This window comes from Streptomyces sulphureus DSM 40104, assembly GCF_000381025.1.
In the GTDB taxonomy this organism is placed as follows: domain Bacteria; phylum Actinomycetota; class Actinomycetes; order Streptomycetales; family Streptomycetaceae; genus Streptomyces; species Streptomyces sulphureus.
In genome coordinates, this window is sequence record NZ_KB905814.1 from 24363 (window position 1) to 49979 (window position 25617).

General features: G+C 71.4%; 20 protein-coding genes. 7 read left to right on the forward strand and 13 right to left on the reverse strand.

All coding sequences use genetic code 11. The features are described from left to right. Nucleotides 1–29 precede the first annotated feature (29 nt). From F603_RS0104420 to F603_RS0104430, 3 genes are all read right to left on the reverse strand, one after another. The gene (locus F603_RS0104420; protein WP_019544807.1) at nt 30–1913 is read right to left on the reverse strand and encodes an acetolactate synthase large subunit; all 1884 of its coding nucleotides are present in this window, start codon (nt 1911–1913) and stop codon (nt 30–32) included. Nucleotides 1914–2266: 353 nt separating this feature from the next. Continuing rightward, entirely contained in the window at nt 2267–5347 is a 3081-nt protein-coding gene (locus tag F603_RS31560) for a putative bifunctional diguanylate cyclase/phosphodiesterase (RefSeq protein ID WP_425426947.1), read from the reverse strand. A 563-nt stretch (nt 5348–5910) separates the two neighbouring features. After that, on the reverse strand, nt 5911–6915 hold the full coding sequence (locus F603_RS0104430; RefSeq protein WP_078503541.1) for a 2-hydroxyacid dehydrogenase: 1005 nt from the start codon (nt 6913–6915) through the stop codon (nt 5911–5913). A 106-nt stretch (nt 6916–7021) separates the two neighbouring features. Between F603_RS0104430 and F603_RS0104435 the strand changes: the two genes are divergently transcribed. From F603_RS0104435 to F603_RS0104445, 3 genes are all read left to right on the forward strand, one after another. Beyond that, the gene (locus tag F603_RS0104435) at nt 7022–8014 is read left to right on the forward strand and encodes an aldo/keto reductase (RefSeq protein ID WP_026328139.1); all 993 of its coding nucleotides are present in this window, start codon (nt 7022–7024) and stop codon (nt 8012–8014) included. Between the two features lie 94 nt (nt 8015–8108). After that, a complete protein-coding gene (locus tag F603_RS0104440) occupies nt 8109–9263 on the forward strand; it encodes a PQQ-dependent sugar dehydrogenase (RefSeq protein ID WP_019544810.1) in 1155 nt (384 codons plus the stop codon). A 60-nt stretch (nt 9264–9323) separates the two neighbouring features. Then, on the forward strand, nt 9324–9542 hold the full coding sequence (locus F603_RS0104445; RefSeq protein ID WP_019544811.1) for a DUF6191 domain-containing protein: 219 nt from the start codon (nt 9324–9326) through the stop codon (nt 9540–9542). Nucleotides 9543–10240: 698 nt separating this feature from the next. Here F603_RS0104445 and F603_RS0104450 read toward each other — a convergent pair. Together F603_RS0104450 and F603_RS0104455 are read right to left on the reverse strand one after the other, a co-directional pair. Continuing rightward, nucleotides 10241–13288, reverse strand: a complete 3048-nt coding sequence (locus F603_RS0104450) for a helix-turn-helix transcriptional regulator (protein WP_019544812.1) — start codon at nt 13286–13288, stop codon at nt 10241–10243. 70 nt (nt 13289–13358) lie between these two features. Then, a complete protein-coding gene (locus F603_RS0104455; protein WP_019544813.1) occupies nt 13359–13568 on the reverse strand; it encodes a hypothetical protein in 210 nt (69 codons plus the stop codon). Between the two features lie 897 nt (nt 13569–14465). Here F603_RS0104455 and F603_RS0104460 point away from each other — a divergent pair. Continuing rightward, nucleotides 14466–15452 carry a DUF6924 domain-containing protein gene (locus F603_RS0104460; RefSeq protein ID WP_019544814.1) on the forward strand — a complete coding sequence of 329 codons (987 nt, stop codon included), beginning with the start codon at nt 14466–14468 and terminating at the stop codon, nt 15450–15452. 109 nt (nt 15453–15561) lie between these two features. Here F603_RS0104460 and F603_RS36365 read toward each other — a convergent pair whose 3' ends face one another. The 4 genes from F603_RS36365 to F603_RS0104475 form a co-directional block, all read right to left on the reverse strand. Next, nucleotides 15562–15723: a DUF397 domain-containing protein gene (locus F603_RS36365; protein ID WP_078503543.1), complete on the reverse strand. Its 162-nt coding sequence runs from the start codon at nt 15721–15723 to the stop codon at nt 15562–15564. A 555-nt stretch (nt 15724–16278) separates the two neighbouring features. Continuing rightward, the gene (locus tag F603_RS0104465) at nt 16279–16854 is read right to left on the reverse strand and encodes a hypothetical protein (RefSeq protein WP_019544815.1); all 576 of its coding nucleotides are present in this window, start codon (nt 16852–16854) and stop codon (nt 16279–16281) included. Beyond that, on the reverse strand, nt 16763–19141 hold the full coding sequence (locus tag F603_RS0104470) for an MMPL family transporter (protein WP_019544816.1): 2379 nt from the start codon (nt 19139–19141) through the stop codon (nt 16763–16765). Before F603_RS0104470 ends, F603_RS0104465 begins: the two co-directional genes overlap by 92 nt. Nucleotides 19142–19306: 165 nt before the next feature. Beyond that, nucleotides 19307–19741: an ATP-binding protein gene (locus tag F603_RS0104475; RefSeq protein WP_019544817.1), complete on the reverse strand. Its 435-nt coding sequence runs from the start codon at nt 19739–19741 to the stop codon at nt 19307–19309. A gap of 186 nt (nt 19742–19927) precedes the next feature. Here F603_RS0104475 and F603_RS0104480 point away from each other — a divergent pair, with 186 nt between their 5' ends. From F603_RS0104480 to F603_RS0104490, 3 genes are all read left to right on the forward strand, one after another. Beyond that, nucleotides 19928–20812, forward strand: coding sequence for a helix-turn-helix domain-containing protein (locus tag F603_RS0104480; protein WP_019544818.1), 885 nt, complete (start codon nt 19928–19930; stop codon nt 20810–20812). After that, nucleotides 20809–21009, forward strand: a complete 201-nt coding sequence (locus F603_RS0104485) for a DUF397 domain-containing protein (protein WP_019544819.1) — start codon at nt 20809–20811, stop codon at nt 21007–21009. Before F603_RS0104480 ends, F603_RS0104485 begins: the two co-directional genes overlap by 4 nt. A gap of 140 nt (nt 21010–21149) precedes the next feature. After that, nucleotides 21150–21944 (forward strand): SAM-dependent methyltransferase, encoded by a 795-nt coding sequence (locus F603_RS0104490; protein WP_019544820.1) that lies wholly within the window; start codon nt 21150–21152, stop codon nt 21942–21944. A gap of 60 nt (nt 21945–22004) precedes the next feature. Here F603_RS0104490 and gatB read toward each other — a convergent pair whose 3' ends face one another. Genes gatB through gatC form a run of 4 tightly spaced genes read right to left on the reverse strand, consistent with a single transcriptional unit; the run spans nt 22005 to nt 25608 of the window. Further along, nucleotides 22005–23513 (reverse strand): Asp-tRNA(Asn)/Glu-tRNA(Gln) amidotransferase subunit GatB, encoded by a 1509-nt coding sequence (gene gatB, locus F603_RS0104495; RefSeq protein ID WP_019544821.1) that lies wholly within the window; start codon nt 23511–23513, stop codon nt 22005–22007. A 27-nt stretch (nt 23514–23540) separates the two neighbouring features. Continuing rightward, complete coding sequence (locus F603_RS0104500; RefSeq protein ID WP_019544822.1) at nt 23541–23783, reverse strand: hypothetical protein; 243 nt, start codon at nt 23781–23783, stop codon at nt 23541–23543. Between the two features lie 35 nt (nt 23784–23818). Further along, on the reverse strand, nt 23819–25312 hold the full coding sequence (gene gatA, locus F603_RS0104505) for an Asp-tRNA(Asn)/Glu-tRNA(Gln) amidotransferase subunit GatA (RefSeq protein WP_019544823.1): 1494 nt from the start codon (nt 25310–25312) through the stop codon (nt 23819–23821). Beyond that, nucleotides 25309–25608, reverse strand: coding sequence for an Asp-tRNA(Asn)/Glu-tRNA(Gln) amidotransferase subunit GatC (gene gatC, locus F603_RS0104510; protein ID WP_016909969.1), 300 nt, complete (start codon nt 25606–25608; stop codon nt 25309–25311). The genes gatA and gatC overlap by 4 nt, the downstream gene beginning before the upstream one ends. Nucleotides 25609–25617: the final 9 nt, after the last annotated feature.

Here is a 25617-nt window from a genome sequence, read left to right on the forward strand (position 1 = left end):
CTCGGTTGCTCGGCGGCCGGATCGGCCGGTCAGTCGTCGCCGCTGAAGTCCGGGCGGACTCCGCGGGCCGCCATGACCTCGTCGTTGGAGGTACCGGCGGCGACCATCGGCCAGACCATGGCGTCCTCGTTGACGATGAAGTCGACGACGACGGGGCGGTCGTTGATCGCGTTGGCCTTCTCGATCACCGCGTCGAGCTGGTCGGGGGTCTCGCAGCGGAGGCCGACGCAGCCCATCGCCTCCGCGAGCTTCACGAAGTCGGGGCAGCGGGTGCCCCTCGACAGCGGGCCCTCCTCCGGCTCCTCGGGCGGTGCGCCGTGGGGCGCGTGGAGGTTGGTGTTGGAGTAGCGCTGGTTGTAGAAGAGGGTCTGCCACTGGCGGACCATGCCGAGCGCACCGTTGTTGATCACGGCGACCTTGATCGGGATGCCGTTCATCGCGGCCGTGACCAGCTCCTGGTTGGTCATCTGGAAGCAGCCGTCCCCGTCGACCGCCCAGACGGTGCGCCCCGGCTGCCCCACCTTGGCACCGAGCGCCGCCGGGACCGCGTACCCCATCGTGCCGAGGCCGCCGGAGTTGAGCCAGGTCGCCGGGGTTTCGTGGTCGATGAAGTGCGCCGCCCACATCTGGTGCTGGCCCACGCCTGCGGCGAAGACCGAGTCTTCAGGGGCGAGTTCGCCGAGCCGCTGGATCACCTGCTGCGGGGCGAGCGTGCCGTCCTCGGGCAGGTCGTAGCCGAGCGGGTACGCCTCGCTCCAGCGGCTGAGGAGCTTCCACCACTCCGCGTACCGGGCTCTCGCCTCCTCGCCTGCGTACCCGCCCTCGAACTCCGCCTGGAGGGCGACGACGAGGTCGGCGATCACCTCGCGCGCGTCGCCGACGATCGGGACGTCGGCCGCGCGGTTCTTGCCGATCTCCGCGGGGTCGATGTCGGCGTGGACGACCTTGGCGTGCGGCGCGAAGGAATCCAACTTTCCGGTGACGCGGTCATCGAAGCGGACTCCGAGTCCCACGATCAGGTCCGACTTCTGCAGCGCGGTGACGGCCGCGACGGCTCCGTGCATGCCCGGCATGCCCAGGTGCTGCTCGTGGCTGTCGGGGAAGGAGCCGAGGCCCATGAGCGTCGTCGTGACAGGGGCGCCCGTGAGTTCGGCGAGCACCTTCAACTCCGCGGAGGCGCCTGCCTTCAGGACGCCGCCGCCGACGTAGAGAACGGGGCGGGAAGCCTCGCAGAGCAGCCGTGCCGCCTCCCTGATCTGCTTGCCGTGCGGCTTCGTCACAGGGTGGTAGCCGGGCAGGTCGGTGGTGGGCGGCCACGCGAAGACGGTGCGGCCCTCCAGCGCGTCCTTGGCGATGTCGACGACGACGGGGCCCGGGCGTCCCGTGGCAGCGATGTGGAACGCCTCGGCGATGATGCGCGGGATGTCGTCGGGGTCGCGCACGAGGAAGTTGTGCTTCGTCACCGGCATCGAGATGCCGCAGATGTCGGCCTCCTGGAAGCCGTCGGTGCCGATCATCCGGCTGGCGACCTGGCCCGTGATGGCGACCATCGGCACCGAGTCCATGTGCGCGTCGGCGAGCGGCGTGACGAGGTTGGTGGCGCCGGGGCCAGAGGTGGCCATGCAGACGCCGACCTTCCCCGTGGCCTGCGCGTACCCCGTGGCCGCGTGGCCCGCGCCCTGCTCGTGGCGGACGAGGACGTGGCGGACCTTGCCCGAGTCCATCATCGGGTCGTAGGCCGGAAGGATCGCTCCGCCGGGGATACCGAAGACGGTGTCGGCCCCTACCTCCTCGAGCGAGCGGATGAGGGACTGCGCGCCGGTGATCGGCGCTGCGGGTGCAGGGATGGTGGGCTGTCCGCCGGTACGGGCCCGCGGCTGGGGCTTGGGCGCCCCGGTTGCCTGCTCGGTCATCGCTCTCTCTTCTCGGAGGTGAGGGTCCGGGTGTTCGCTCGCGGTGGGCTGTGACGGGGAGGCCGTCCGCACGTCGCCGGCGCCCGGTTGCGGAGGGCGCGGCCGGGGCTCTGCCCTGCCCGGCCGGTGCCGCCGGTGGTCCGCTCGCATCTTCCGGTCCGTGTGGTGGTGTACGGGGCGGCCTCGCGACCCCGCCTTGTGCAACAAAAAACCCCTCGTGCCGTGAGGCAAGCGAGGGGAGCGCGCCGCTGGTGTGCGCGGATTCTTACGATCCGCTGTCAGCCGACGCGCTTTCCAAGTACGAGAATTCGGGTGTGCATGGCAGAGACAATCCCCCCGTCAACCCCCGGGTGTCAAGTGGGTGGGACGGACGTCTCAGCATTCGGTCGGAGGGCGGGGCGGCCGAGGGAGTCCGCTGGGACCGCGCCGCCCCTCGGCATCGGAAGGGTGCCGGCGATCACCACCGAGCGGCCGCCGAGCTCCTCCCCCGAGAGGCCAACCGGTGCTCCCATGCCGCCTCCTGCCGCCCCCACTCCTGAGACGGCTCCGACCGCGCCCACCGGATCGAGCCGGCGCCGCTGGAGGAGGTACTCGCCGCGCGTGAGCGCCCTCCGCAGCCGGTGCTCGTCCAACGGGCCGCTGAACGTGGCCCCTTGGGCGTGCGAGCATCCCAACTCCCTCAGCGTCTCCGCCTGCTCGGGGAGGTCGACCCCCTCTGCGACGGTGAGGAGACCGAGGTCGCCTGCGATGGTGAGGAGGCCGGCCGTGACCGTGCGCTGACGTGGGGAGTCCATGGTGCCGCGGACGGCGGCGGCATCGAGCCGCAGCATGTCGACCGGGAGACGGCGGAGCGCGGTGAGGGCTGCGTATCCGCTGCCGAAGCCCTCCAGCGCGATGCAGACGCCGAGCCTCCGCAGCGCGCTCAGGCGGCGCTCCAACTCGTCGAAGTGCGTGCGTGGATCGCTGTCGGTGAGCTCCAGGACGAGGCCGGAGGAAGGGAGCCCGTGCCGCTCCAGGAGGGCTTCCACAGCCGCCGGGGCGAGGGACGCCTCGGTGACCCGGCGCATCGGGAGGCGGACGATCACGGGTGTGGTGAAGCCGTCGAGGTAGCGGGCCGCCGCCTGCCGGACGGCCTCCTGGAGGAGCCAGCGGCTCACCTCGGCAGCCCGTTCGCTCCGGGCGCCGCCCGCCTCGTCCTCGGTCGCGCCCTCGGTGCGGAGGAACTCGGCCGGCGTGAAGAGGATGCCCTCGGCCGAGCGCCAGCGCGCCTCGGCGGCGACGGCGGTGATCCGGCCGGTGTCGAGATCGACGACGGGCTGGTGGAGGAGGGTGAACTCGCCGTCGTGGAGGGCGCTTCGCAGCCTCGCCTGGAGCTCGGCGCGCTTGACCACCTCGGCTTGCATCTGGGGGGCGTAGAGCTCGACGCGGTCCTTGCCCGCCTGCTTCGCGCGGTACATCGCGAGGTCGGCGTTGCGCATCAGGGCCGAAGGCGAGATCCCCGGCTCCGCGAAGGCGATACCGATCGAGGCGGCCACGCGTACCTGGTTGCCGCCGTCCACCCGGTACGGCTCGGAGAGGGTGAGGCGGAGACGGTCGGCGATCTCCTGTATGCGCAACTCCCGTTCGGCGGCGGTCTGCCGCCCGCAGTCGGCGTCGGACTGGATGAGAACGGCGAACTCGTCCCCGCCGAGGCGGGCGGCGGTGTCCCCGGCGCGGATCGACTCGCGCAGTCGCCGGGCGGCGAGGATGAGCAGCTCGTCCCCGGCCTGGTGGCCGACGGTGTCGTTGACGGCCTTGAAGCCGTCGAGGTCGATGTAGAGCACGGCGGCCCCGCCGTCGCTTTCGCGGCGGCCGGAGAGCGCCTTCCTCACCCGCTCGGTGAACAGGGCCCGGTTGGGAAGGTCGGTGAGGGTGTCGTGGGAGGCATTGTGCTGCAACTGGGCCTGGAGGCGGACGCGTTCGGTGACGTCACGGCTGTTGAAGATCAGGCCGCCCTGGTAGCGGTTGACGGTGGACTCGACGTTGAGCCAGTGGCCGTCGCCGTGGCGGAAGCGGCACTCGATGCGTGCCGAGGGCTCCTCCTCGGGCGAGGAGGCGAGGAACCTCCGCACCTCGTGGAGGACGCCGGCGAGGTCGTCGGGGTGGACGAGCGCGGCGAGTTCGGAGCCGACGAGCCCGTCGCCGTCCCTGCCGTAGACACCCGCGGCTGCCGGCGACACGTACCGCAGGACGCCGTCGGGCGCTGCGATCATGATGACGTCGCTCGACCCTTGCACCAGCGACCTGAAGTGGCTCTCCTTGTAGGCGAGTTCCTGGGTGAGCCGGAGGTTGTCGCCAAGCATGATCCCCTGGCGGACGACGAGCGCGAGCACGACGGCGCAGCCCGTGAAGAGCACGACCCGGTCGACGTCACGGCCGTCGAGCGAGTTGTAGAGGATGCCCAGCACGCAGACCGCGGCCGAGAGGTAGGGCATCAGTGCGGCGAACGAGCCCGGCAGGGACCTGCGCCGCTCCGGCATCCCCGCGGCGTCGCCCGAAACCGCCCCTGCCTCCCCCTCGGGGCGCCGCTCGCCGGACTCATGCCTGCGCACCCAGGGCGCGTACGCGAGGAGGAGGGAGCCGGCGAACCAACCCGCGTCGAGGAGTTGGCCCGAGGTGTAGTGGTCCCTGAGCATCGGCGAGGTGAACAGGGCGTCGCAGAGGACGGTGAGGGCGAGGGCGCCGATGGCGGTGTTGACCGCGGAGCGGTGCGCCGAGGTGCGGCGGAAGTGGAGCACCAGCACCATGCTGACGAGCACGATGTCGAGGAGCGGGTAGGCGAGCTTGAGGGCGCCGAGGGCGACGGAGTCGTCGGCCCCGTAGGCCGTGTGCACCAGCGCGACCGACCAGGAGAGCGTCAGCAGGGAGCCGCCGATCAGCCAGGTGTCGAGGCCGAGGCAGACCCAACGCGCCCTGGTGACCGGGCGCTTGGCGAGCACCAGCAGGCCGACGATGGCCGGTGGCGCGAAGAGCAGGAAACAGAAGTCGGCTGCCGAGGGGCGCGGCACGGCTGAGTGGAGAACCAGCTCGTACCACCCCCAGACGGCGTTGCCCGCGCTCGCCATCAGCGAGGAGGCACCGAAGAGCAGCCAGGCCGGCCGGAACTCGCGCTCACTGCGGGTGATCGCGTACCAGAGGCAGGAGGCGCCGGCGAGCAGGGCGGCCAGGCTGAGGCCGAAGTCCCCCATGAAGACGGCGACTTCCTCGGACCTCCAGCCGAGCGCCGCACCGACGGCGTACCCCCCGGAGAGCGCGGCGATCACCAACTGACCCGCCACGCCCGGCCGAAGCCCGGCGAGGAGATGCCGGGGTGCCGTGCGACGGTGGTACGACGGAAGGGGACGTACGCCGGTCCAGAGCCGGCGCTCCCCGGGTACTGCTTCCTGCGCGCTCACCAGACTGCCCTCCAGGCCGGAGGTTTCTCCTGCTGCCGCCGCACCGCGAACGGCCAACCGGCCGTTGCTGCCGGGGGTGTTGCCTCCGGCAGCGGGTGACACCGGCGCCGCGCGCGGCGCTTGGTCCTGTGCTCCTGCATTCCGCCCGTCGCCCCCCTCGTGTCCGGGTTCGCCCCCTGTCGGGACGATACACCAGCTCGTCACTCAGGGACATAGCCCCCATACAGTCCGTGACGATAAAAGGCATGCCCGGCACGGGGAGCATTCATACGCTTCCGTAGCGTGGTTTCTGAGCGCTTCGACGGCTTTCCGCCTCCCCGGATACCGCTTGCGGCCCCCCGTCGCCGCACAGCGCGGGACAGCGCCTCCAGGTCTCTCGCGGGCGCCGCGCCGAACCGGCGCCACCGCACGGCAGCATGCACGCCCGCCGACGCGAGCGACAGGGCGCAACGTCCTTTCGTCGCACCGTCGAGCGATCTCTCGCATCTCCCGCAACCGTGCCCGGGCGGACGGCAGTTCGACGCGGACGGCGCCGCTCGCCGCTCCCCCGTCACCGCTTCCCCTCAGGCCACTGCCCTCACGTGGTCGAGCGGTGCGCCGCGCGCCCAGCGTCCCAACTGCTCGCGCAGGAGCCGCTCGGCACGGGGCCGGAACGCGGAGGTCGGTCCGCCGACGTGCGGGGTGATCAGCGTGCCCGGCGCCTGCCAGAGCGGGTGGTCCTCCGGGAGCGGCTCGGGCTCCGTGACGTCCAGCGCCGCCCGCAGCCTTCCGGGCTTCCGCGGGCCCGACGGCCCTGCGGGTGTGCCCAGTTCGGCGAGGAGCGCGTCCGTGTCGACGACCGCTCCGCGTGCGATGTTGACGAGCAGCGCCCCGTCCTTCATCCGGCCCAGGAAGGCCGCGTCGGCGAGGTGCCGCGTCTGGTCGGTGAGCGGCGTGCAGAGGATCACCGCATCGGCCAGGGGCAGCAGTCCGTCCAGTTCCGCGAGCGTACGTACGGGTCCCCGGGGGGCCTCTCGGGCGTGCCTGGCGACCCGCAGCACCTCGGCCACCTCGAAAGGAACAAGCCGTTCCTCGATCGCGGCGCCGATCGCACCGTATCCGACGATCAGCACCCTCTTGTCGGCGAGCGACTCGCGGAATCCCCCGTTCCAGATTCCGGCGTCCTGCTGCCTGACGAAGTCGGGGACGCCGCGCAGCGAGGCGAGGACGAGGCTGAGCGCCAACTCCGCGGTGCTGGTGTCGTGGACGCCCTGCGCGTTGCAGACGAGCGTCCCGTCCGGAAGGTGCGGGATCGACGGTTCCAGCGCGTCGATACCGGCCATGAGCATCTGGACGACGCGGAGGTTGGGCATCACGGGGAGCGGCCGGAGCGTCGCCTCCCTGCCGCGCATGTACGGGGGGACGTAGAAAGCGCAGTGGGCCGGGTCGGCGGGGAACTCCTCGCCGCCGTCCCAGTGCCGGTAGGTGAGAGAGGTCGGGAGGCCCTCGACGGTCTCGGGGCGGAAGGGGAGCCAGACCTCGCGGGCCTCGGGCGCGGGTGCAGGCGGCATGTTGGTCGACGCATTCATGCGCCCCGAGGTTAGATCGTCGGTGGTCGCCGAGTGGATCAAGGGCCGTGCGACGGCTGTCGGTGCCACCGGTTAGTTTGGTGGCCGTCAGGAGGGAGCTCGACCGTTGGAGCGCAGGAGTCTCGGGCCCGTGGCGCTCGGGGTGGGAGCCATTGGGCTCGGGTGCATGCCCATGAGCTGGGCGTACTCCACCTCTGAGCAGCGCGGGGAGACGTCCGTGCGCGCCGTGCACACTGCCCTCGACCGGGGCGTCACGCTCCTCGACACCGCCGACATGTACGGCCCGTTCACCAACGAGCTGCTGCTCGGCAGGGTGCTCAAGGAGCGCCGCGAGGACGCGTTCGTCTCCACCAAGTGCGGGCTGCTCGTCGGCGAGCAGCACCTCGTCGCCAACGGCCGTCCCAGCTACATACGCCGCGCCTGCGACGCATCCCTGCGCCGCCTGCAGACCGACACCATCGACCTCTACCAGCTCCACCGCGTCGACCCGGAGGTCCCTGTCGAGGAGACCTGGGGTGCGATGGCCGAGCTCGTCACCGCGGGGAAGGTACGGGCGCTCGGCTTCTGCGCGATGGGGGCGCGCGCCGACCGCCGCGGTAGGTCGGGGGTGCACGAAAAGACGCTCGGTCAACTCGCCCGCGTCCAGCAGGTCTTCCCCGTCGCCGCCGTGCAGGCGGAGCTCTCCGTCTGGTCCCGCGAGGCCCTCCGCACCCTGGTGCCCTGGTGCAGCGCGCGCGGCGTCGGGTTCCTCGCCGCCATGCCGCTCGGCAACGGGTACCTGACGGGCCGCCTCACCACAGGCGGCGGCTTCGAACCCGACGACCTGCGTGCGCGCCATCCCCGGTTCACCGCGGAGATGATGGCGGCGAATCAGCCGGTCGTCGCCGGGCTCCGCCGCGTCGCGGAACGGCACGGCGCGACGCCCGCGCAGGCGGCGCTCGCCTGGCTCCTCGCACAGGGGGCGCACGTCGTGCCGGTGCCGGGCACGAAGAAGGCGGAGTGGGTCGAGGAGAACAGCGGGGCGGCCGAACTCGCGCTCACAGCCGAGGATCTCGCCGAGATCACCGCGCTCCCCCAGGCCGTCGGCTCGTGGTACTGACGAGCTCGCTGGGAACACCGTGGTGCGCCGAAACGTCGCCTCGTGTGTGGTGTGCTGACCCCTACCGCAACCCGACGAGAAGGGGATCGACGACGTGCGACGCTCCCGAGCGACCGCGGCCCTCGCGGCAGCCCTGACGACCCAACTCCTGCTCTCCGGCTGCTCGTCGGACTCGGGCGACGGCGAGAGCTCGCCGTCGCCCTCCGCCTCCGGCGAGGGCTCCGCCGACGCCTCGCCCTCGGGCTCCGCGGCGCCGGCCAAGGGCGACGCCGAGGTGGTGGAGACGCTCACCAAGAACCTCGAAGCGCCCTGGGGCCTCGCCGAACTCGGCGACGGAGACCTGCTGGTGACGGAGCGGGACAGCGGTAAGGTCCTCCGCGTCGACGGGGAGAGCGGGGAGAAGACCGAGGCGGGGACCGTGCCGGGCGTCGCCGCCGCCGGGGAGGGCGGCTTGCTCGGCGTCGCCGTCCCGCCGGGGGACGACAGGTCGGTCTATGTCTACTTCACCACCGAGTCCGACAACCGCATCGCGCGCCTCGTCTACGACCCGAAGAAGGACGAGGGCAACCAACTCGGGGCACCCGACACGGTGCTCAAGGGCATCCCCAAGGGCACCACGCACAACGGCGGCCGGATCGCTTTCGGCCCGGACAAGATGCTCTACGCCGGTACGGGCGAGGGCGGTCGGGGCGACGAGGCGCAGGACCGCGAGTCGCTCGGCGGGAAGATCCTCCGGATGACGCCCGACGGAGAGCCTCCCGGCCAGGGCAACCCCGAGGCGGACTCGGTCGTCTACTCCTGGGGCCACCGCAACGTGCAGGGCTTCGACTGGGACTCGGGAAAACGCCTGTGGGCCTCGGAGTTCGGTCAGGACGACTGGGACGAGCTCAACCTCATCCAGCCGGGGAAGAACTACGGCTGGCCCGAGGTGGAGGGGAAGGCGGACGAGCGCGGGTACGTCGACCCGATCGAGCAGTGGAAGCCGAGCGAGGCGTCGCCGAGCGGCCTCGCCGTCGCCGAGGGCTCGGTGTGGATGGCCGGGCTGCGCGGGGAGCGACTCTGGCGCATCCCGCTCGACGGGACGAAGGCGGCGGCCGAGCCGCAGTCGTTCTTCAAGGGGAAGTACGGGCGCCTTCGCACCGTCGCCCCCGCGGGGAAGGACGGGCTGTGGCTCGTCACTAGCGAGACGGACTCCAGGGGGACGCCCTCCAAGGGCGACGACCGTATCCTGCGGTTGAAGGTGCGCTGAGCGGACACCCGGAGGATCGGGGCGGCGGAGCGGACCGACACCACCGAGCGGAGGAGAACGATGCTGAGCGTCAACGCGCTCGAGGAGCTCTTCATCCCCGGCTCGCGCCACGTCCACGAGGAGCGCAAACGGCTGGAGTACAGCCGCGACGACGCGACCGTCGGCGGGCCGGGGTGCGGGCCCATCGACCTCGACTCGGGCAAGGTCGTCGTCACCCTGCCGACGGAGGGCGTGCTGCCGCCCCGCCCGCGCGTCGAGGAGGAACCCGGCGAGGCGTAAAGGCGGCGCTGAGCGCAAGGGACGGCCGGGGGCGGCCCGGATCGCTGTACGTGGCCGGGGTGTTGGGGCTCCTGTGCGAGGGGCTGCGGGCAGCGCTGGGTGCGTACGGTTGTGGCCCCGGCCCAAGCAAGCGGTGGGTGGGTGCTCACTAGGAGTGGGGAACACCAGCGCCTGATACGCGCGGTTGCGGTGCGGACTCGGGGTCGGGGCGGCGCATGAGGGGTAGCGCCCAGCAACTTCCAATACGTGTGGCTCCGCTTGCGGTATGAGCCCGGGTCCTTGGGCACACGCTTTCGGCGCGACGGACGTCGACGGTCCGCACGCCGGCCTCGATACCGATAGGCACCAGGGTTGTGGGGCGGTGCCGGGCGGCATGTCCGTCTTGCAGGCTCAGCTCTTACCACTGCACGACTCCCACGGCTACGAGCCCCGCGGAATCGCAGCACTACACGCAACCTCGACCGCTGCGGGAGCCCGAGGCGTTGGCGACGGACGAGCGGAGGGTATGTCGGCGCCTCACGTGCACAGCTCTGACCACGCCACGAGCCCGGGAGGTGCAGCAAGCACAGGGCTCAACGCCCCGAACCAGTAGCGTTCGGCACTTACGGACACCGCGGAACAGCGCCAGGCGTGCCCAGCTACGGCACGAGCTCGAGTCGCCGAGCGGTGCCGAGCGGCCGGCGAGGCACGGGCGCGCGTTACCGGGCTCTCGCCTCTGCCGCCTGCTCACCCGCCAGTCCCAGTCGGAACGCTGCCGCGGCCGCTTCTCCCCGGCCGGCGACGCCGAGCTTGGAGAGGATGTTGGAGACGTGCACGCTCGCCGTCTTCGGTGAGATGAACAGCTCCGCGGCTATCTCACGGTTGCTGCGGCCCTCGGCGACGCGGATCAGGACCTCCCGCTCACGTGGTGTCAGGTTCTCGGCGGCTCGGGGCGCCCGGCGCTGTTCGCCGGCTAGGCCGGCCTGTGCGGCAAGCCTTTCGGCCGCCGCACGGAGCGGCTGCGAGCCGATCCGCACGGCCGTCTCCCGTACCGAGGCGAGGAGTTGGGCCGGGGAACCTGGCCGGCCTGCCCCTGCGGTGCGTGCGCCGTGCGCGTGCAGGAGGGCCTCGGCTCTCCTGAAACGTGCGTGGGCGAGGAGGTGCGGGCGCTCCAACGGGACGAGCGTCTCCTCGACGCCGCACCACTGGGAGGCATCGAACCGCCTTGCGGCGCGGAGGAGTTCGGCGCGCAGCAGTTCGCGGTGGGCCGCCCACACCGGCACGGGGTGGGCGAGGGTACGTGCCGCCTCGGAGATCCTCGCGAGGGCCTCCTCGCGGCCCTCGGATGCTTCGGGGTTCTCCGCCACCGCGGCCTCGTGGTGTGCGGCGGCGAGGAGGAGTGGCCAGGCGTAGCGGTGGGTGCCGGGTGGGAAGCCCTCCGAGACGCCGAGCGCCGCTCTCTCCCTGACGGCGGCCGTGTCCCCCCGCAGCGCGGCCTCCAGGACGGAGAGGGTGCGCAGCGGGATGCGCTGCTGGGGCTCGTACGGCTCGGTCCCGAGGGCCCGGCGGGCCCGGGCGAGGGCCTCGCCTGCGCCGGCGGTGTCGCCGCGGAGGGCCGCGAGTTCACCGGTGCGGAGGGCTATCAGGCCGCGTGTGCCGACGGTGACCGGGCCACCGCGTGCCTGCTCCAGCAGCCCCGGAACGCGGTCCCACTCGCCGAGCGAGAGGAGCCCTTCGATCTGGTTGCCGAGTGCGAAGACGAGCTGGGAGCGGCGACCGGTCTCGACGGCGGCGTGCGCGGCACGCTCGGCAGCGGTGACGGCCTCCCGGGAACGTCCGACGGCTTCGAGTGCGGAGGAGAGGTTGATGTCGGCGCGGATCACCTCGGCGTGCGCGCCGTTCCTCTCCGCCTCACCGCGGCCGACCCGGATCTGCTCGAGGCCGGCTTCGATGTCGCCGGAGGCGGCCGTGACGGTGCCAAGGGTGTTGCGCGCCCTGATCTCCGTCTCCCTCGAACCGACCGTCCGTGCCAACTCGACGGCGCGTGTGGCGAGTTCGAGGGCGTGCTCGCCCGGGTCGCGCAGCATCGCCCAGCACGCCGCGACGTGGAGCGCCTCCGCGTGGACGGGCGAGGGCGCGAGCCCCCGGCCCAGCTCTTCGGCCTTGGCTATCTCGGCCGAGCCGTCGCCGCTCCCCAGAGCGACGGCGAGCAGCGCACGCTTGACCCAGAACCAGGCGCAGCGCAGCGGCTCGCTGCGCTCGTCGAGGAGGTCGAGAGCGCGCCGGACGAGCGTCATCGCACGGTCCGTCTCCCCCGCCGTGCGCGCCGCCACCACAGCCTCGGCGAGAAGTTCGACGCGGCCGGGCGGCTTCGCCCGGTGGGACGGGAGGTGCACCGCACGACTCTCCCCCAGTTGGAGCCCGGCTCTGACCTCCTCCGGCGCCGCGTCCCACAACTCCATGGCGCGCTCGAGGAGTTGCCGCTGCTCGGCGTAGGCGTACCGCCCGGCTGCGACCTCGGCGGCGAGGAGCGCGGCGGGGAGGGCACGGGCGGCGTCGCCACCCCGGTACCAGTGGCGCGCGAGGCGGGTGGTGCGCTCCTCGGCGGGGAGGAGGTGCGGGTCGGCTTCCAGGGCTGCGGCGTAGCGCCGGTTGAACGCGGCGGCCTCACCGGGGAGGAGGTCGTCCTGGACGGCCTCGCGGAGCAGGGCGTGACGGAAGCGGTAGCCGGCGCCGTCCGCCGTCGGCAGGAGGACCTTGGCGCCGACCGCCGTACGGAGCGCCTCCAGCAACCGGTGCTCGGGGAGTTCGGCGACGGCGAGCAGGAGGACGTACTCCGCGCTGGAACCCGCCTCCGACACCAGGCGCGCCAACTGCAGCGCCTCCTCGGGGAGCCGCTCGACGCGGATGAGCAGGAGGTCGCGGAGCGACTCGCTGATGCTGCAGGTCGCGCACTCCGACGTGAGCTCCTCGACGAAGAAGGGGTTGCCCTCCGAGCGCTCGAAGACCGCCTCGGCGAGCGCGGCTTCCGGCTCGGCACCGCCCTGTATGCCGACCATCTGTGCCTCCACCTCCGCGCGGCTCAGCGGCCTGAGGCCGACGCGGCGGACGGTGCGGAGGCGGTCGAGCTCGGCGAGGAAGGGGCGGAGCGGGTGCCTGCGGTGGATGTCGTCGGTGCGGTAGGTACCGATGAGGACGACGCGGCCGGTGCGCAGCGTGCGGTAGAGGTAGCCGAGGAGTTCGCGGGTGGAGCGGTCGGCCCAGTGGAGGTCCTCCAGGACGAGGACGAGCGGGCGCTCGGCAGCGAGCACCTCCAGCAGCCGTGCCACGAGCTCGAAGAGCCGCGCTCGGTCCCCCTCGGCCTCCTCCCACATCACCTGGCGGGCCGTGGCACTCTCGTGGCCTGCCGGGCGCGCGGGCGCGATGTCGGGGAGCAGCCGGGCGAGTTCGGCCTCCCGGCCGGCGGCCGCGCCCGCGACCGCCTCGGCTCCGAGCTCGGTGCGCAGGCCGCGCAGGGCCGTCGTGAACGGCGCGAACGGAAGGCCCTCGCCGCCGAGTTCGAGGCAACTGCCGACGGTGGTGACGGCCCCCTCGGCGCGCGCCCAGGCGAGGAACTCCTCCAGGAGTCGCGTCTTGCCGAGCCCGGCCTCTCCGGCGAGCAGGAGGTGCTGCGGACCGGACTGAACCTGCTCCAACGCCTCGCGGAGTTGGGCGAGTTCGTCCTGGCGTCCGACGAAGACGGGGCTTACGGAGGTCGCGTACGTCACGTCGACAAGAGTCCCACCCGGGACTGACAGGGCGGCACCCTTCCGCGACGGGTGAACCGCATGCGCCATCTCAGGCGGCCCTTCCCCACAGACGCCGCCCGCGCTTCCGCCGCCCGGACCGGCCGAACCTCGCCGCACCGCGCTTCCGCAGCCCGCGCGGCTCCTCCGCCTCCGCCTCGCGCTGCTCCGCTCGGCTGGCCTCGACCGCGAGACGCTGTTGCTCCGCCTCGTGCCGGAGTTCGGCTGCTCTCACCCGGTAAATCTCGTACTCCGCGTACATCGCGCCCCCTGTGCTTCCCGCGAGTCCAGGGAGGACTCGCTCTGCCCCGCACACTCCTCTCTAAGAAGCACCCGCCACATGGGGAGAGTTGAGGATTGACGTCCACGAGAGGGACCTTAGAAACAGCGCGCCGCGCCCCTGGTTCCTTAGAAAGCAGCCCAGCCGCGACCCCGACCACGGCGACGGAAGCGGAAGCAGACGAGCACAGCGCACCCGCACGCGTCGAAGCGAAAGCCCGCCGCACACGGCAGCCGCCCGTCACGACGGAGCCGGCGAGGTCCGCACGCCACCCCTGCACCCCGGCTCGGGGCGGCGACCTGTGTCGCGGCGTCGGCGTTCTTCGGGAAGGCGCCGCCCAGCTCAGCCCCCGCCGCCAGATCACTTCCACCCCCGCCCGGCGGGCGAAGACGAGCACCCGGCAGCCGTCGACCTTGGGGCTCGAAGATGAGCTCGCCCGGCAGCACACGGGGACGCGTCGATCGCCCGCGCCAGCACCGGCGTCAACGGCGAGATACGCATCATCACCACCCGAAACCGCCCCACCGCGGGAAAGGGCGTGGTCCGACCGGGCCCGGCTGACCCGACAGGTCTTCACACCCCTCCCCCGCGGCGCGCAGCCGAGGATCATCGGAGCCGCGGCATTGTGCGACGCCGCGGGGTCAGCCCCGCGACCGTATGCACGACTTGCGGTTGCTCCGGTGCTGCGTGCGGTGTCCCGCGCGGCGGCCAGGCACGGAGAAGCTGGGCGAGGAGAGCTGGCGTGGGCACGAGCGCGAGAATCCGCCACCAAGGGCGTGTGGTCATCGGGAAGATGCCGCAAGAGGACCGGGTCTTGTCAGAGCCGGCAGGTAGAACTGAGCGACTGGCAAACGACAGCGAGACTTGCGAGGTACCCCGATGCGTCCTGCTCTGCCCCTGCCCGCGATCGATGACGGTCCGCGGGTGCCCGGCATGCTGCTGATCCGCACCCACCACGACGACGAAGCCTGGCGTGACGTGCTCTCCCACGTGGATGGCCTGCCTGGCCTGGTCACGCCGCACCCGGGAGACGCGGCCCACGCGGTGCCGCCAGAGCCCATCCCCCGACGCCTGATCGTGGTGGACGACCCCGCTTGGCAGGGCGCCACCCCCGAGGAGGCACGCGAGGCCCTACGCACACACGAAACGTGGATACCCGACCTCGTGCTGCTCACCAACGACGAGACCACGGCCGACCCTCAACTGCGTCCGCTGCTGGCGTTCCGCGGCACCGACGGAGACGCCTTCCGGATCACGTCCCGCCAAGCAGCCCTGCTCCACCTGGTATTGCACCGCCCGTACTTGTGGATGACCTTGGAGCACTTCGAGAAGGAGGCCCCTGTCGAGGCAGAAGCGACAGCGGGGGACCGGTGGGACGACCTGCCCGAGCCGGTGGGTGCCTACCTGGAGTCGCTGAACCCTGCGCCGCGCTATGAGCCACCGAACCGGGCTCTGCCCCTCCTCACCCAGGAGAACTTCGGTCTGCTCGTGCGTACCGACTTCAGCGATGACGCCGCCTGGACGTCGCTTGTTGAGACCGTGCACCGTCCGGGAGTGGATTATGACGACCCCATCGAGGACTTCAGCGACTACGTCGACACCGTGGACGACCCGCTCTTCGAAGGCTCCACCCCCACGCAGCTCATGGCACTGGTCCACCGCAGCCAAGACGACGAAAGGATGGTTGCGGACCTCGTGGTGCTCGCGGACCGGACCGCGATGCGCGATCCCGACCACCGCGTCCTGGTCGTCTCACTGAACAGGCCTATCGGTGACACCTTCCGCATCGACCCGAGGAGGGTCGGGATCATGGTGGCCAACCTGGCGATCGGCAACATGGATATACAGGACTTCATGGACGAATAGCCCAAGGCCAGCCCTGCGGACCGACAGTGGCTTCCAACCGTTCACGCACGCAAGAGTCCAAACCCGAGCCGTGCAAGAGAGCTGTCAAAGGCCGCCGGCTTTCACGTGCTCAAGGAATGTGCCGAGCGCAGTAGGTGAGAAGGCCAGTGCTGGACGGTCGGTGTCCTTGGGAGTCCCGTACGGCAGACCAGCCGGTCACCCTCCCCAGCTCCACGCATTCGTTCCCGCCGCTGCTGCTGTAGCTGTTCTTCCGGTAGTCAGCCGTCGACAGCTCGGCAGCGGTGGTGCGTCGTTACGTGTACTCCTCGCGTGCTGGTCTCAGGATCCAGAGATCGAGTCGTGGATGCGGCCTGACTGCGGAGGTAGTCGAACGTGACCCGGTTAGCCCTCTGCCTCGGTCGGCTCGCTGACGTACAGCCCGCCGCCGAGCAGCTCGACGTCCACCGCGGTGCGTCGCCCGCCGCGAGCGTCACGAAGTGGCCGACACCGGCCGCGCTCGCGCCCGGACCCCGGGCAGGCCCCAGAGCCCAGGCACCATCCCGGTGCCGGGGCTCACCCCTGCCGTAACCGGCTCACGGCCGCTCGTCAAGGCGCCTGCACTGGGCGGGCGCCGGACGTGTTTCACACTGGCGTCGACGCCCTGCTCAAACTCGCCGCCCCGCCCGCACGTCCACGCGGGACCGACCGGGACAGAGTGCCCCGCCCCACCCAACGCCCCCACACAGCCCGCCTGTTGACCAGCCCCCTCCCAAGCGAAAAGCCGGCCACCGGTATCCGATGGCCGGCTCGCGCCGGGTGCAGGGCTGTCGCGCCGGGAGGCGGACGGTCAGCCCCCGGCGCCGGGCAGCTCCGGCTGCGAGGCGAAGAGGTCGAAGTACATGCCCAGCCCCGTGAGAAGACCGATCGCACCGAGGATCGCACCGCCGAGCGCGACGGCGCGGACCCAGGGGCGGGTGTCGGTACGCCCGCTGAGCTGGAGGACGAGGAGTCCGCCGAGGAGCACGGCGACGAGCGCGAAGATGCTGTTGATCATCGCGGTGGCGTGCCAAGGGGCGCCGTAGAGCGCGTTGACCTGGTCGCTCCCGCCCCCGCTCCCCGCCTCGATCTGGCCGAGGAGCTGCTTGCGCTCGCGGAACATTTCGCTGAGCGACGTCCCGGTGATCGAAGCGAGGCCGAGTCCGGCGCTGACGACCGCGCCGGCGCCTGCGGCGAGGCCGCCGCTCTTCGCGACGGGCAGCTCCGTCGCCTCGCCGTCGGCCGGCGCGTCGTCGCGGGCGTCCTCCGGGGTCTCCTCGGAGTCCGCCGTCTGCTCAGCGGCCTCCGTCTTCTTCGCCTCCTCTTCGGTCGTCTCCGGCTCCGTGCCGGTCTTCTCGTTGTCGGTCTTGGTCGTATCGGTAGCCATGGTGCGCAACCGTAGAAGCCGAATCTGAGAGCCCGATGAACGGGGGGTGCCTCGGCTCGGGCAGGCGGGGACCGGCTGCGGCGCCCACCGACGCGTGCGCCGGGGCACGGGCGGCGTCTGCGGGCTCCCCATCGCGGTGCTCCTGGCCCTCCGGCTCGATGCTGATCCGCGGAAGCCACCTGTCGACGGCGCGCGGCAACCACCAGTTGGCGCCGCCGAGCAGGTGCATCAGCGCGGGCACGAGGAGCGTGCGCAGGACGAACGCGTCGAGCGCGACGGCGGCGGCGAGCGCCACCCCGAACATGGCGATCACCCGGTCCCCGCTGAGGACGAAGGCGCCGAAGACCGCGATCATGATCACGGCGGCCGAGTTGATGACCCGGCCGGTGTCGGCGAGGCCGACGCGGACCGCGCACCGGTTGTCGCCGGTGCGCCGCCACTCCTCGTACATCCGGCTCACCAGGAAGACCTGGTAGTCCATGGAGAGCCCGAAGAGCACCGAGATCATGATCACCGGCAGGAACGGCTCGATCGGCCCGCCGCTCCCCAGGCCCAGCAGCTCGCTCCCCCAGCCCCACTGGAAGACCGCGACGACCACCCCGAACGAGGCGGCGACGGCGGCGACGTTCATCACCGCGGCCTTGAGCGGTACGGCGAGACTGCGGAACGCGAGCATCAGCAGCAGGCACCCCAGGCCGATTACGACGCCGCCGAAGAGCGGCAGCTTGCCCGTCACCACCTCGGCGAAGTCGTCGTTGCCCGCCGTGAGCCCGCCGACGTGCACCTCGGGCGCCGCGTCGCCAAGAGCGCCGGGGAGGACGTCGTCCCGCAGCTCCGCCACGAGCCGGGAGGTCGCGACCGACTGCGGCGAGGTTTCCGGCACCACCGTGATCACGCCCGTGGTGCCGCTGCCGTCGAACTCCGGACCGCTGACCCGGGCCACCCCCGGGGTCTCCCGCAGCGTCTCGGGGACCCCGTCGAAGGCGAGGCGGTCGCCCGAACCGTCGAGTTCGCCGACGAGAGTCAACGAGCCGTTGGTGCCGGGCCCGAAGCCGTCGGCGAGGAGGTCGTACGCCTGCCGCGTCGTGCTCTTCGCCGGGTGGTTGCCCTGGTCCGACGTGCCGAGATGGAGGGCGAGCGCGGGCACCGCGAGAACGGCCATCACCGCCACGGCGAGGGCGGCGAGGAGCTTGGGGCGGCGCTCGACCAATTGCGACCACCGCACCGCGAACCCCGTCGGCACATCGGGCTGCGGACCGCGCTCCGCGAGGCGGCGGCGCTCCCTGCGACTGAGCGCGCGGGTGCCGATGAGCCCGAGCAGCGACGGCAGCAGCGTGACGGAGGCCGCGACGGCGAGGACGACCGTCAGCGAGGCCGCGAGCGCGACGCCGTTGAGGAAACCGAGCCGGAGGATGAGCATCCCTAGGAGCGCGACGCAGACGGTCGCGCCGGCGAAGACGACCGCGCGCCCGGAGGAGGCCACCGCCTTCGCCGCGGCCTCGTGCACGGGAAGCCCGGCGCGGAGGCCGCGGCGGTGTCGCGTGACGATGAAGAGGGCGTAGTCGATGCCGACGCCGAGGCCGATGAGCGTGCCGAGCATCGGCGCGAAGTCGGCGAGCTGGAGCAGGTGGCTGAGGAGCCCGGTCGCCGAGGCCGCGGTACCCACCCCGACCACCGCCGTGACGAGCGGCAGCGCCGTCGCGGCGAGCGAGCCGAAGGCGAGGAAGAGGACGACCCCCGCGACGCCGAGCCCCACGGCCTCCGCGACCGTCGCCGACGGCGCCTGGAGAGTCCCCGACCCCGGTCCGCCGACCTCGACCCGGAGCCCGTCCGACGACGCGGCCGTGGCCGTGTCGACGACCGCGCGTACGTCCCGCTCCTCCAACTCGTCGTAGGCGGCCTCGTAGCGCAGATCAGCGTAGGCGGTCCGGCCGTCCTCGCTGATCTGCGCGCCGCCCCTCCCGGCGTACGGGCTCTGCACGGAGGCGACCCCGCTGTAGCCCCCGATCTCGTCGAGGACCTCCGTCATCCGCTGCTCGACGGCGGCGGCGCGGACCGTCCCCGAGTCGGTGTGCCAGACGATCGTGTCGTAGTCGCCCGACCGGTCGGGGAACGCCTTCTCCATCTGGCGTGCGGCGGCGCCGGATTCGGTCCCGGGGACGTCGTAGTCGGCCGAGTAAGCCGAGCCGACGCACGAGGAGGCGGCGGCCGTCCCGGCGAGCGCCGCCAGCCAGAGCAGCAGGACGAGGAGGCGGCGTCGCAGACACCAGCGTGCGAGTGCGGTCACGTGAGCTCGCCTGCTTCCCGGGTCGTGCGCCGAACCCTCCCGGGAGTGCCGTGCGCGGTCGTGCGGGCTGTGGCGTCAGCATCGCACCGGACAATGATCCTTTGTCCGCTATGTGGGGATGGCCACACGACCGCGCTCGGCCCGCACACCGGGCGACCAGGCCGGTCAGGGAGCGGCGCCGTCCGCAGGTCCCGGCTCGGCGCTGTTCCCCAGCTCGCACCAGACGGTCTTCCCGCAACCGCCGTCCCCCGGCTCGAAGCCCCAGCGGTCCGCGAGGTACTGGACGAGGAACAGCCCCCGTCCGTGCTCCTCGTCCGATGCCGGAGTCCGGGGACGCGGCACACCGACCCCCGCGTCACTGACGTCGATCCGCAGTATCCCGCCGCGCAGGCCGAGCCGGACCCCGACCGGCTGCTCGCGCTCCTCCGACGCCAGCACCGCGTTGCCCATCAGCTCGGAGAGGAGGAGAACGGCGGTCTCCAACTGCTCCTTCGGGCTCCCCCACCCGCCGAGCACCTCCCGCAGCGCGGTCCGCGCCCTGGGGACGCTGCGCGGGGTGCCGGGAAAGCGGTAGTTGATCTTGTACGGGGGTGCCGCCACTTCGGTCTCCAGATGTACAGACGGGGGCCAACCGGCCCCGCCTGTAGGCCGGTTGAGACTCAAGGAAGATCAGCGTGGGCCTGAAACGAGGCAACTTGCAACGTTGCGGGTTGTTTTGTTTTATTTTTTCACCCTTCCGAGGGAAGCAGACGGATCGCCCCCTTTCCTTCTGCTACAAGAAGAGCTATGAGTGCACGCACGAGCGCAGAGCGCCCCTCCACCGTCCTGGGGCGCCAACTCGGCGACGAACTCCGCCGATTGCGGGAAGCCGCCGGCCTGTCGACCACGGACGCAGCCGACGTGCTCGACTGCACCAAGGGCAAGGTCAGCCGCATGGAGAACGGCAAGGTACTCGTCAGGTCACCAGACGTGACGGCTCTCCTCAATGCCTACGGTGTTCACGAACCGAAGTCGCACAGAAAACTCACCAATCTGGCACGCGCCGCCAACCACCGCCGGCAGCACGGCTGGTGGAACCGGTACGGACCCGTGCTCGCCGACACCTACCGCGACTACGTCACGTTGGAGGCGATCGCCGAGTCGCTCCGCACCTTCCAGGCCCAGTTGGTGCCCGGTCTCCTCCAGACGGAGAAGTACGTCCGCGCCGTCACCGTGGCTTCGCACGCATGGCGGAGCGCCGATGAGATCGATCAGTTCGTATCGGTCCGTATGACCCGGCAGAAGAGGCTCACCGACAGCCCACCGCTGCGCCTGCGGGCCGTCCTCTCCGAAGCCGTCCTCCTCCAACAGGTGGGCGGCGCACGCGTGATGCGGGAGCAGTTGGCCGCCCTCGCGGACGCCTCCGAACTCTCCAACGTGACGGTCCAGGTCCTTCCGTTCTCCCACGGGGCCCATGCCAGCATGTTCGGCCCGTACCTCATACTGGGCTTCCGGCAGGAGACGGCGACGGACGTCGTGTTGGCGGACAACCCGACCGGTGCAGTGTGGCTGGAGCGCGAACCCGAAGTCCGGCGCTATCGGGAGCTGTTCGACGCCGCGCGTACGGGCGCCCTGTCCTGCGTCGAATCCCGCTCACTCATCCACCGCAGGGCCAAGGAGCACGAGAGATGAGCCGTCGAGACGAGTCGTCGCAGCTCTCCGGGAGCGCATGGCGGACCAGTAGCCACAGCGGGGGCCACAACGAGTGCGTCCAAGTGGCCGATGCGCACCCCGAGTTCCTCCCCGTCCGCGACAGCAAGTTTCCGGAGGGCCCGACGCTCGCTTTCCCCCGGGTCGCCTGGACGGCGTTCGTCGCCCACCTGCGGTAGCCGAACGCCACTTCCACTCACCCGAGTTGGGCGCCGCACCGCCTCCTCCGACCGATAGTCGGCGCACTATGCTGCGCCTTGACCGATCACGGCACGCACGTGAGCGGCCTCCATCTGCCCGCGCCGTCCGAGGAGCGCCCATGGCCGACGAAGAGACGATCGACACCAGCAGGCCCCACTCGGCGCGGATGTACGACTACTACCTCGGCGGCAAGGACTGGTTCGAGGCCGACAAGCAGGCCGCCGAAGCGGCCATCGCGTTCTGGCCGCACGCCGCCGTCACCGCGCAGCAGAACCGGTACTTCATGCACCGGGCCACCCGGGTACTCGCCCGCGACTACGGCGTCCGGCAGTTCCTCGACCTCGGCACCGGCATCCCCACCGCACCGAACCTGCACCAGATCGCGCAGGAGGTCGCCCCGGACGCGAAGGTCGTCTACCTCGACAACGACCCGCTCGTCCTGGAGTACGCGAGCGCGCTGCTGCGCAGCACCCCCGAAGGGCACACCGCCTACGTCGAGGCCGACGTGCGCGAGGTCTCGCTCGGCGAGAACCAGGAAGTGCACGAGGTGCTCGACTTCGAGCAGCCGATCGCGCTCTCCCTCATCGCGCTGACGCACTTCTTCCCCGACGACTGGGACCCGCACGCGATGGTGGAGCGGTTCCTGGCGCCGCTGCCCTCGGGCAGCTTCCTCGTCCTCTCGCACGCGACGCCCGACTTCGAGCCGGAGATCGCCGAAAAGGTCCGGCAGCTCTACCTGCAGAGCGGGACGCCCGTGCAGTTCCGCGCGAAGGCGGAGATCGAGCGGTTCTTCGACGGACTGGAGCTGGTCGAGCCCGGCGTCACCACCGTCCACCGCTGGCGCCCCGAGGAGCCCTCGGAGTACTCCGACTACCAGGTCTCGTTCTACGGCGGCGTCGCCCGCAAGCCCTGACGACCGCGCACACGCGGCGGGACCCACCGAACCGGTGGGTCCCGCCGCGTGGTTGAGCGCTCAGCCCTCGACGCCGAGCTTCTCCAGGATCAGCTCGCGGACGCGCGCGGCATCCGCCTGCCCCCGGGTCGCCTTCATGACGGCACCGACGAGCGCACCGGCCGCCGCGACCTTGCCGCCCTTGATCTTCTCGGCGACGTCGGGGTTCCCGGCGATCGCCTCGTCGACTGCGGTGCCGAGCGCGCCCTCGTCGGAGACGACCTTGAGGCCGCGCTTCTCGACGACCTCGTCAGGGGCGCCCTCGCCCGCGAGGACTCCCTCGATCGCCTGCCGCGCGAGCTTGTCGTTGAGCGAGCCCTCCGCGACGAGCGCGCAGACCCGGGCGACCTGCTCCGGCGTGATCGGCAGCGCCTCCAGGGCGACGCCGTCCTCGTTGGCGCGGCGGGCGAGTTCGCCCATCCACCACTTGCGTGCCTGGTCCGACGGCGCTCCGGCCTCGGCGGTGGCGACGATCGGGTCGACGGCGCCGGCGTTGAGGACCGACTCCATCTCGTGCTCGCTGATCCCCCACTCCTCACGGAGCCGGTTCCGCCGCTCGCGGGGCAGTTCGGGCAGGGTGCCGCGAAGCTCCTCCACCCACTCGCGCGGGGGCGCGACCGGGACGAGGTCGGGCTCGGGGAAGTAGCGGTAGTCCTCCGCCTCCTCCTTGACGCGGCCCGAGGTGGTGGAGCCGTCGTCCTCGTGGAAGTGGCGGGTCTCCTGGATGATCGTGCCGCCCGCGTCGAGGACCGCGGCGTGTCGCTGGATCTCGAAGCGGGCCGCGCGCTCCACGCTGCGCAGCGAGTTGACGTTCTTCGTCTCGCTGCGGGTGCCGAACTTCTCCGCGCCGTGCTGCCGGAGCGACAGGTTGACGTCGCACCGCATCTGGCCCATCTCCATGCGGGCCTCGGAGACGCCGAGCGCCTTGATGAGCTCGCGCAGCTCGGCGACGTACGCCTTGGCGACCTCGGGGGCCCTCTCGCCCGCGCCGACGATCGGCTTGGTGACGATCTCGATGAGCGGGATGCCGGCGCGGTTGTAGTCGAGCAGCGAGTGCGAGGCGCCGTGGATGCGGCCCGTCGCGCCGCCGATGTGCGTCGACTTGCCCGTGTCCTCTTCCATGTGGGCGCGCTCGATCTCGACGCGGAAGACCTCGCCGTCCTCAAGCTGTACGTCGAGGTAGCCGTCGAAGGCGATCGGCTCGTCGTACTGGGAGGTCTGGAAGTTCTTCGGCATGTCCGGATAGAAGTAGTTCTTCCGGGCAAAGCGGCACCACTCGGCGATCTCGCAGTGGAGCGCGAGGCCGATACGCACGGCTGAACGCACCCCCTCGGCGTTGACGACCGGGAGGGCGCCCGGGAGGCCGAGGCAGGTGGGGCAGGTCTGGCTGTTCGCGTCGGCGCCGAGGCCGGTGGAGCAGCCGCAAAACATCTTGGTCGCGGTGCCGAGCTCGACGTGGACCTCGAGGCCCATCACCGGCTCGTAGGACGCCAACGCATCCTCGTAGGACACCAGTTCAGTGACGGTCACGGAAAACTAACCTCTCTTTTCCCCGCGTCAGCCCGCGAGGATGTCGTCGTCGCCCATCCGCCGCAGCTCGCGGACGAGGAGGGCGACACCCGTCACGATGGAGGCGCCGGACACCAGCGCATCGACGAGCCTCAGGGAGTCCTGCTCGTGCCGAGCGTTCTTCGCTTGCTTGACCACGGTGACCGCACCGAAGAGCGTGGTCCCGATGGACAGGTACACGCCGGGCTTGGACTTCTTGAAGCCCTTGGCCTTGTCCAGCTTTCCGCTCATGGTGCTGTCTCCTGTTCCTCGATCGTCCGTTGGCCTCACAGCGACGGTGCCTCGTCGAGTAGCTGATGACCCCAACGTGCCTCGAAGGCGGCCTCGACCGCCGCACCGACACGATAGAGCCTGTCGTCCGCCATCGCCGGGGCGATGATCTGGAGCCCGACCGGCAGTCCGTCCTCCGGCGCGAGCCCGCACGGCAGCGACATCGCGGCGTTGCCCGCGAGATTGACGGGGAGCGTGCAGACGTCGGCGAGGTACATCGCCATCGGGTCGTCGGCGCGCTCGCCCAGGGGGAACGCCGTCGTCGGGGTGGTCGGCGAGACGATGACGTCGACCTGTGCGAAGGCCCGCTCGAAGTCGCGTGTGATGAGGGTGCGGACCTTCTGCGCCGAGCCGTAGTACGCGTCGTAGTAGCCGGAGCTGAGCGCGTAGGTGCCGAGCATGACGCGGCGCTTCACCTCGTCCCCGAAGCCGGCCTCGCGGGTGAGTGCGGTGACCTCCTCGGCCGAGTGCGTGCCGTCGTCGCCGACGCGCAGGCCGTAGCGCATCGCGTCGAAGCGGGCGAGGTTGGAGGAGCACTCGCTCGGCGCGATGAGGTAGTACGCGGCGAGCGCCTTCGTGAAGGACGGGCAGGAGAGCTCGACAACCTCCGCGCCCAACTCCCGCAGCAGCTCCACGGATTCACCGAACCGCTGCATCACGCCGGCCTGGTACCCCTCACCGCTGAACTCCTGCACCACGCCCACGCGCAGGCCACGCACCTCACCGTTGCGGGCCGCCGCGACGACGTCGGGGACGGGTGCGTCGATGGAGGTGGAGTCGCGCTCGTCGTGGCCGGCGATCACCGAGTGGAGCAGGGCCGCGTCGAGGACGGTGCGGGCGCAGGGGCCGCCCTGGTCGAGCGAGGAGGAGAAGGCGACCATGCCGTAGCGCGAGACGCCGCCGTACGTCGGCTTGACGCCGACCGTGCCGGTGACGGCGGCGGGCTGGCGGATGGAGCCGCCCGTGTCGGTGCCGAGGGCGAGCGGGGCCTCGAAGGCGGCGAGCGCCGCGGACGAGCCGCCGCCCGAGCCGCCGGGGATGCGGGTGAGGTCCCAGGGGTTGCCCGTCGGGCCGAAGGCGCTGTTCTCGGTGGACGAACCCATCGCGAACTCGTCCATGTTGGTCTTGCCGAGGACGACGACGTCGGCTTCCTTCAGCTTGCGCGTCACCGTCGCGTCGTACGGCGGGACCCAGCCTTCGAGGATCTTGGAACCGACCGTCGTGGGGATGCCCTCGGTGGTGAAGATGTCCTTCAGGGCGAGCGGTACGCCGGCGAGCGGGCCGAGCCTCTCGCCGGCCTCGCGCTTCGCGTCGACCTCGCGGGCCTTGGCGAGTGCGCCCTCGCGGTCGAGATGGAGGAACGCGTGGACCTTCTCGTCGACGGCCTCGATGCGCGCGAGGTGCGCCTCCGTCGCCTCGACGGCGGTGACCTCGCCGGCGGCGATCTTCTCCGCGAGCGCGGCCGCGGAGAGTCTGGTCAGGTCGGTCACGATTCCTCCCCCAGGATCTGCGGCACCATGAATCGCTGCTGCTCGTGGGCGGGCGCACCGGAGAGCGCCTGCTGCGGGGTCAGCGAAGGACGGACGACGTCCTCGCGCATGACGTTGGTGAGCGGCAGCGGGTGGGAGGTGGGCGGAACGTCCTCGTCGGCGACATCGGAGACGGCGGCGACCGCGCCGATGATGTCGTCGAGCTGACCGGCGAAGTGCTCCAGCTCTTCGTCCTTCAGCTCCAGGCGTGCCAGCCGGGCGAGGTGGGCGACCTCCTCGCGCGTGATGCCAGGCATGCAGCGATC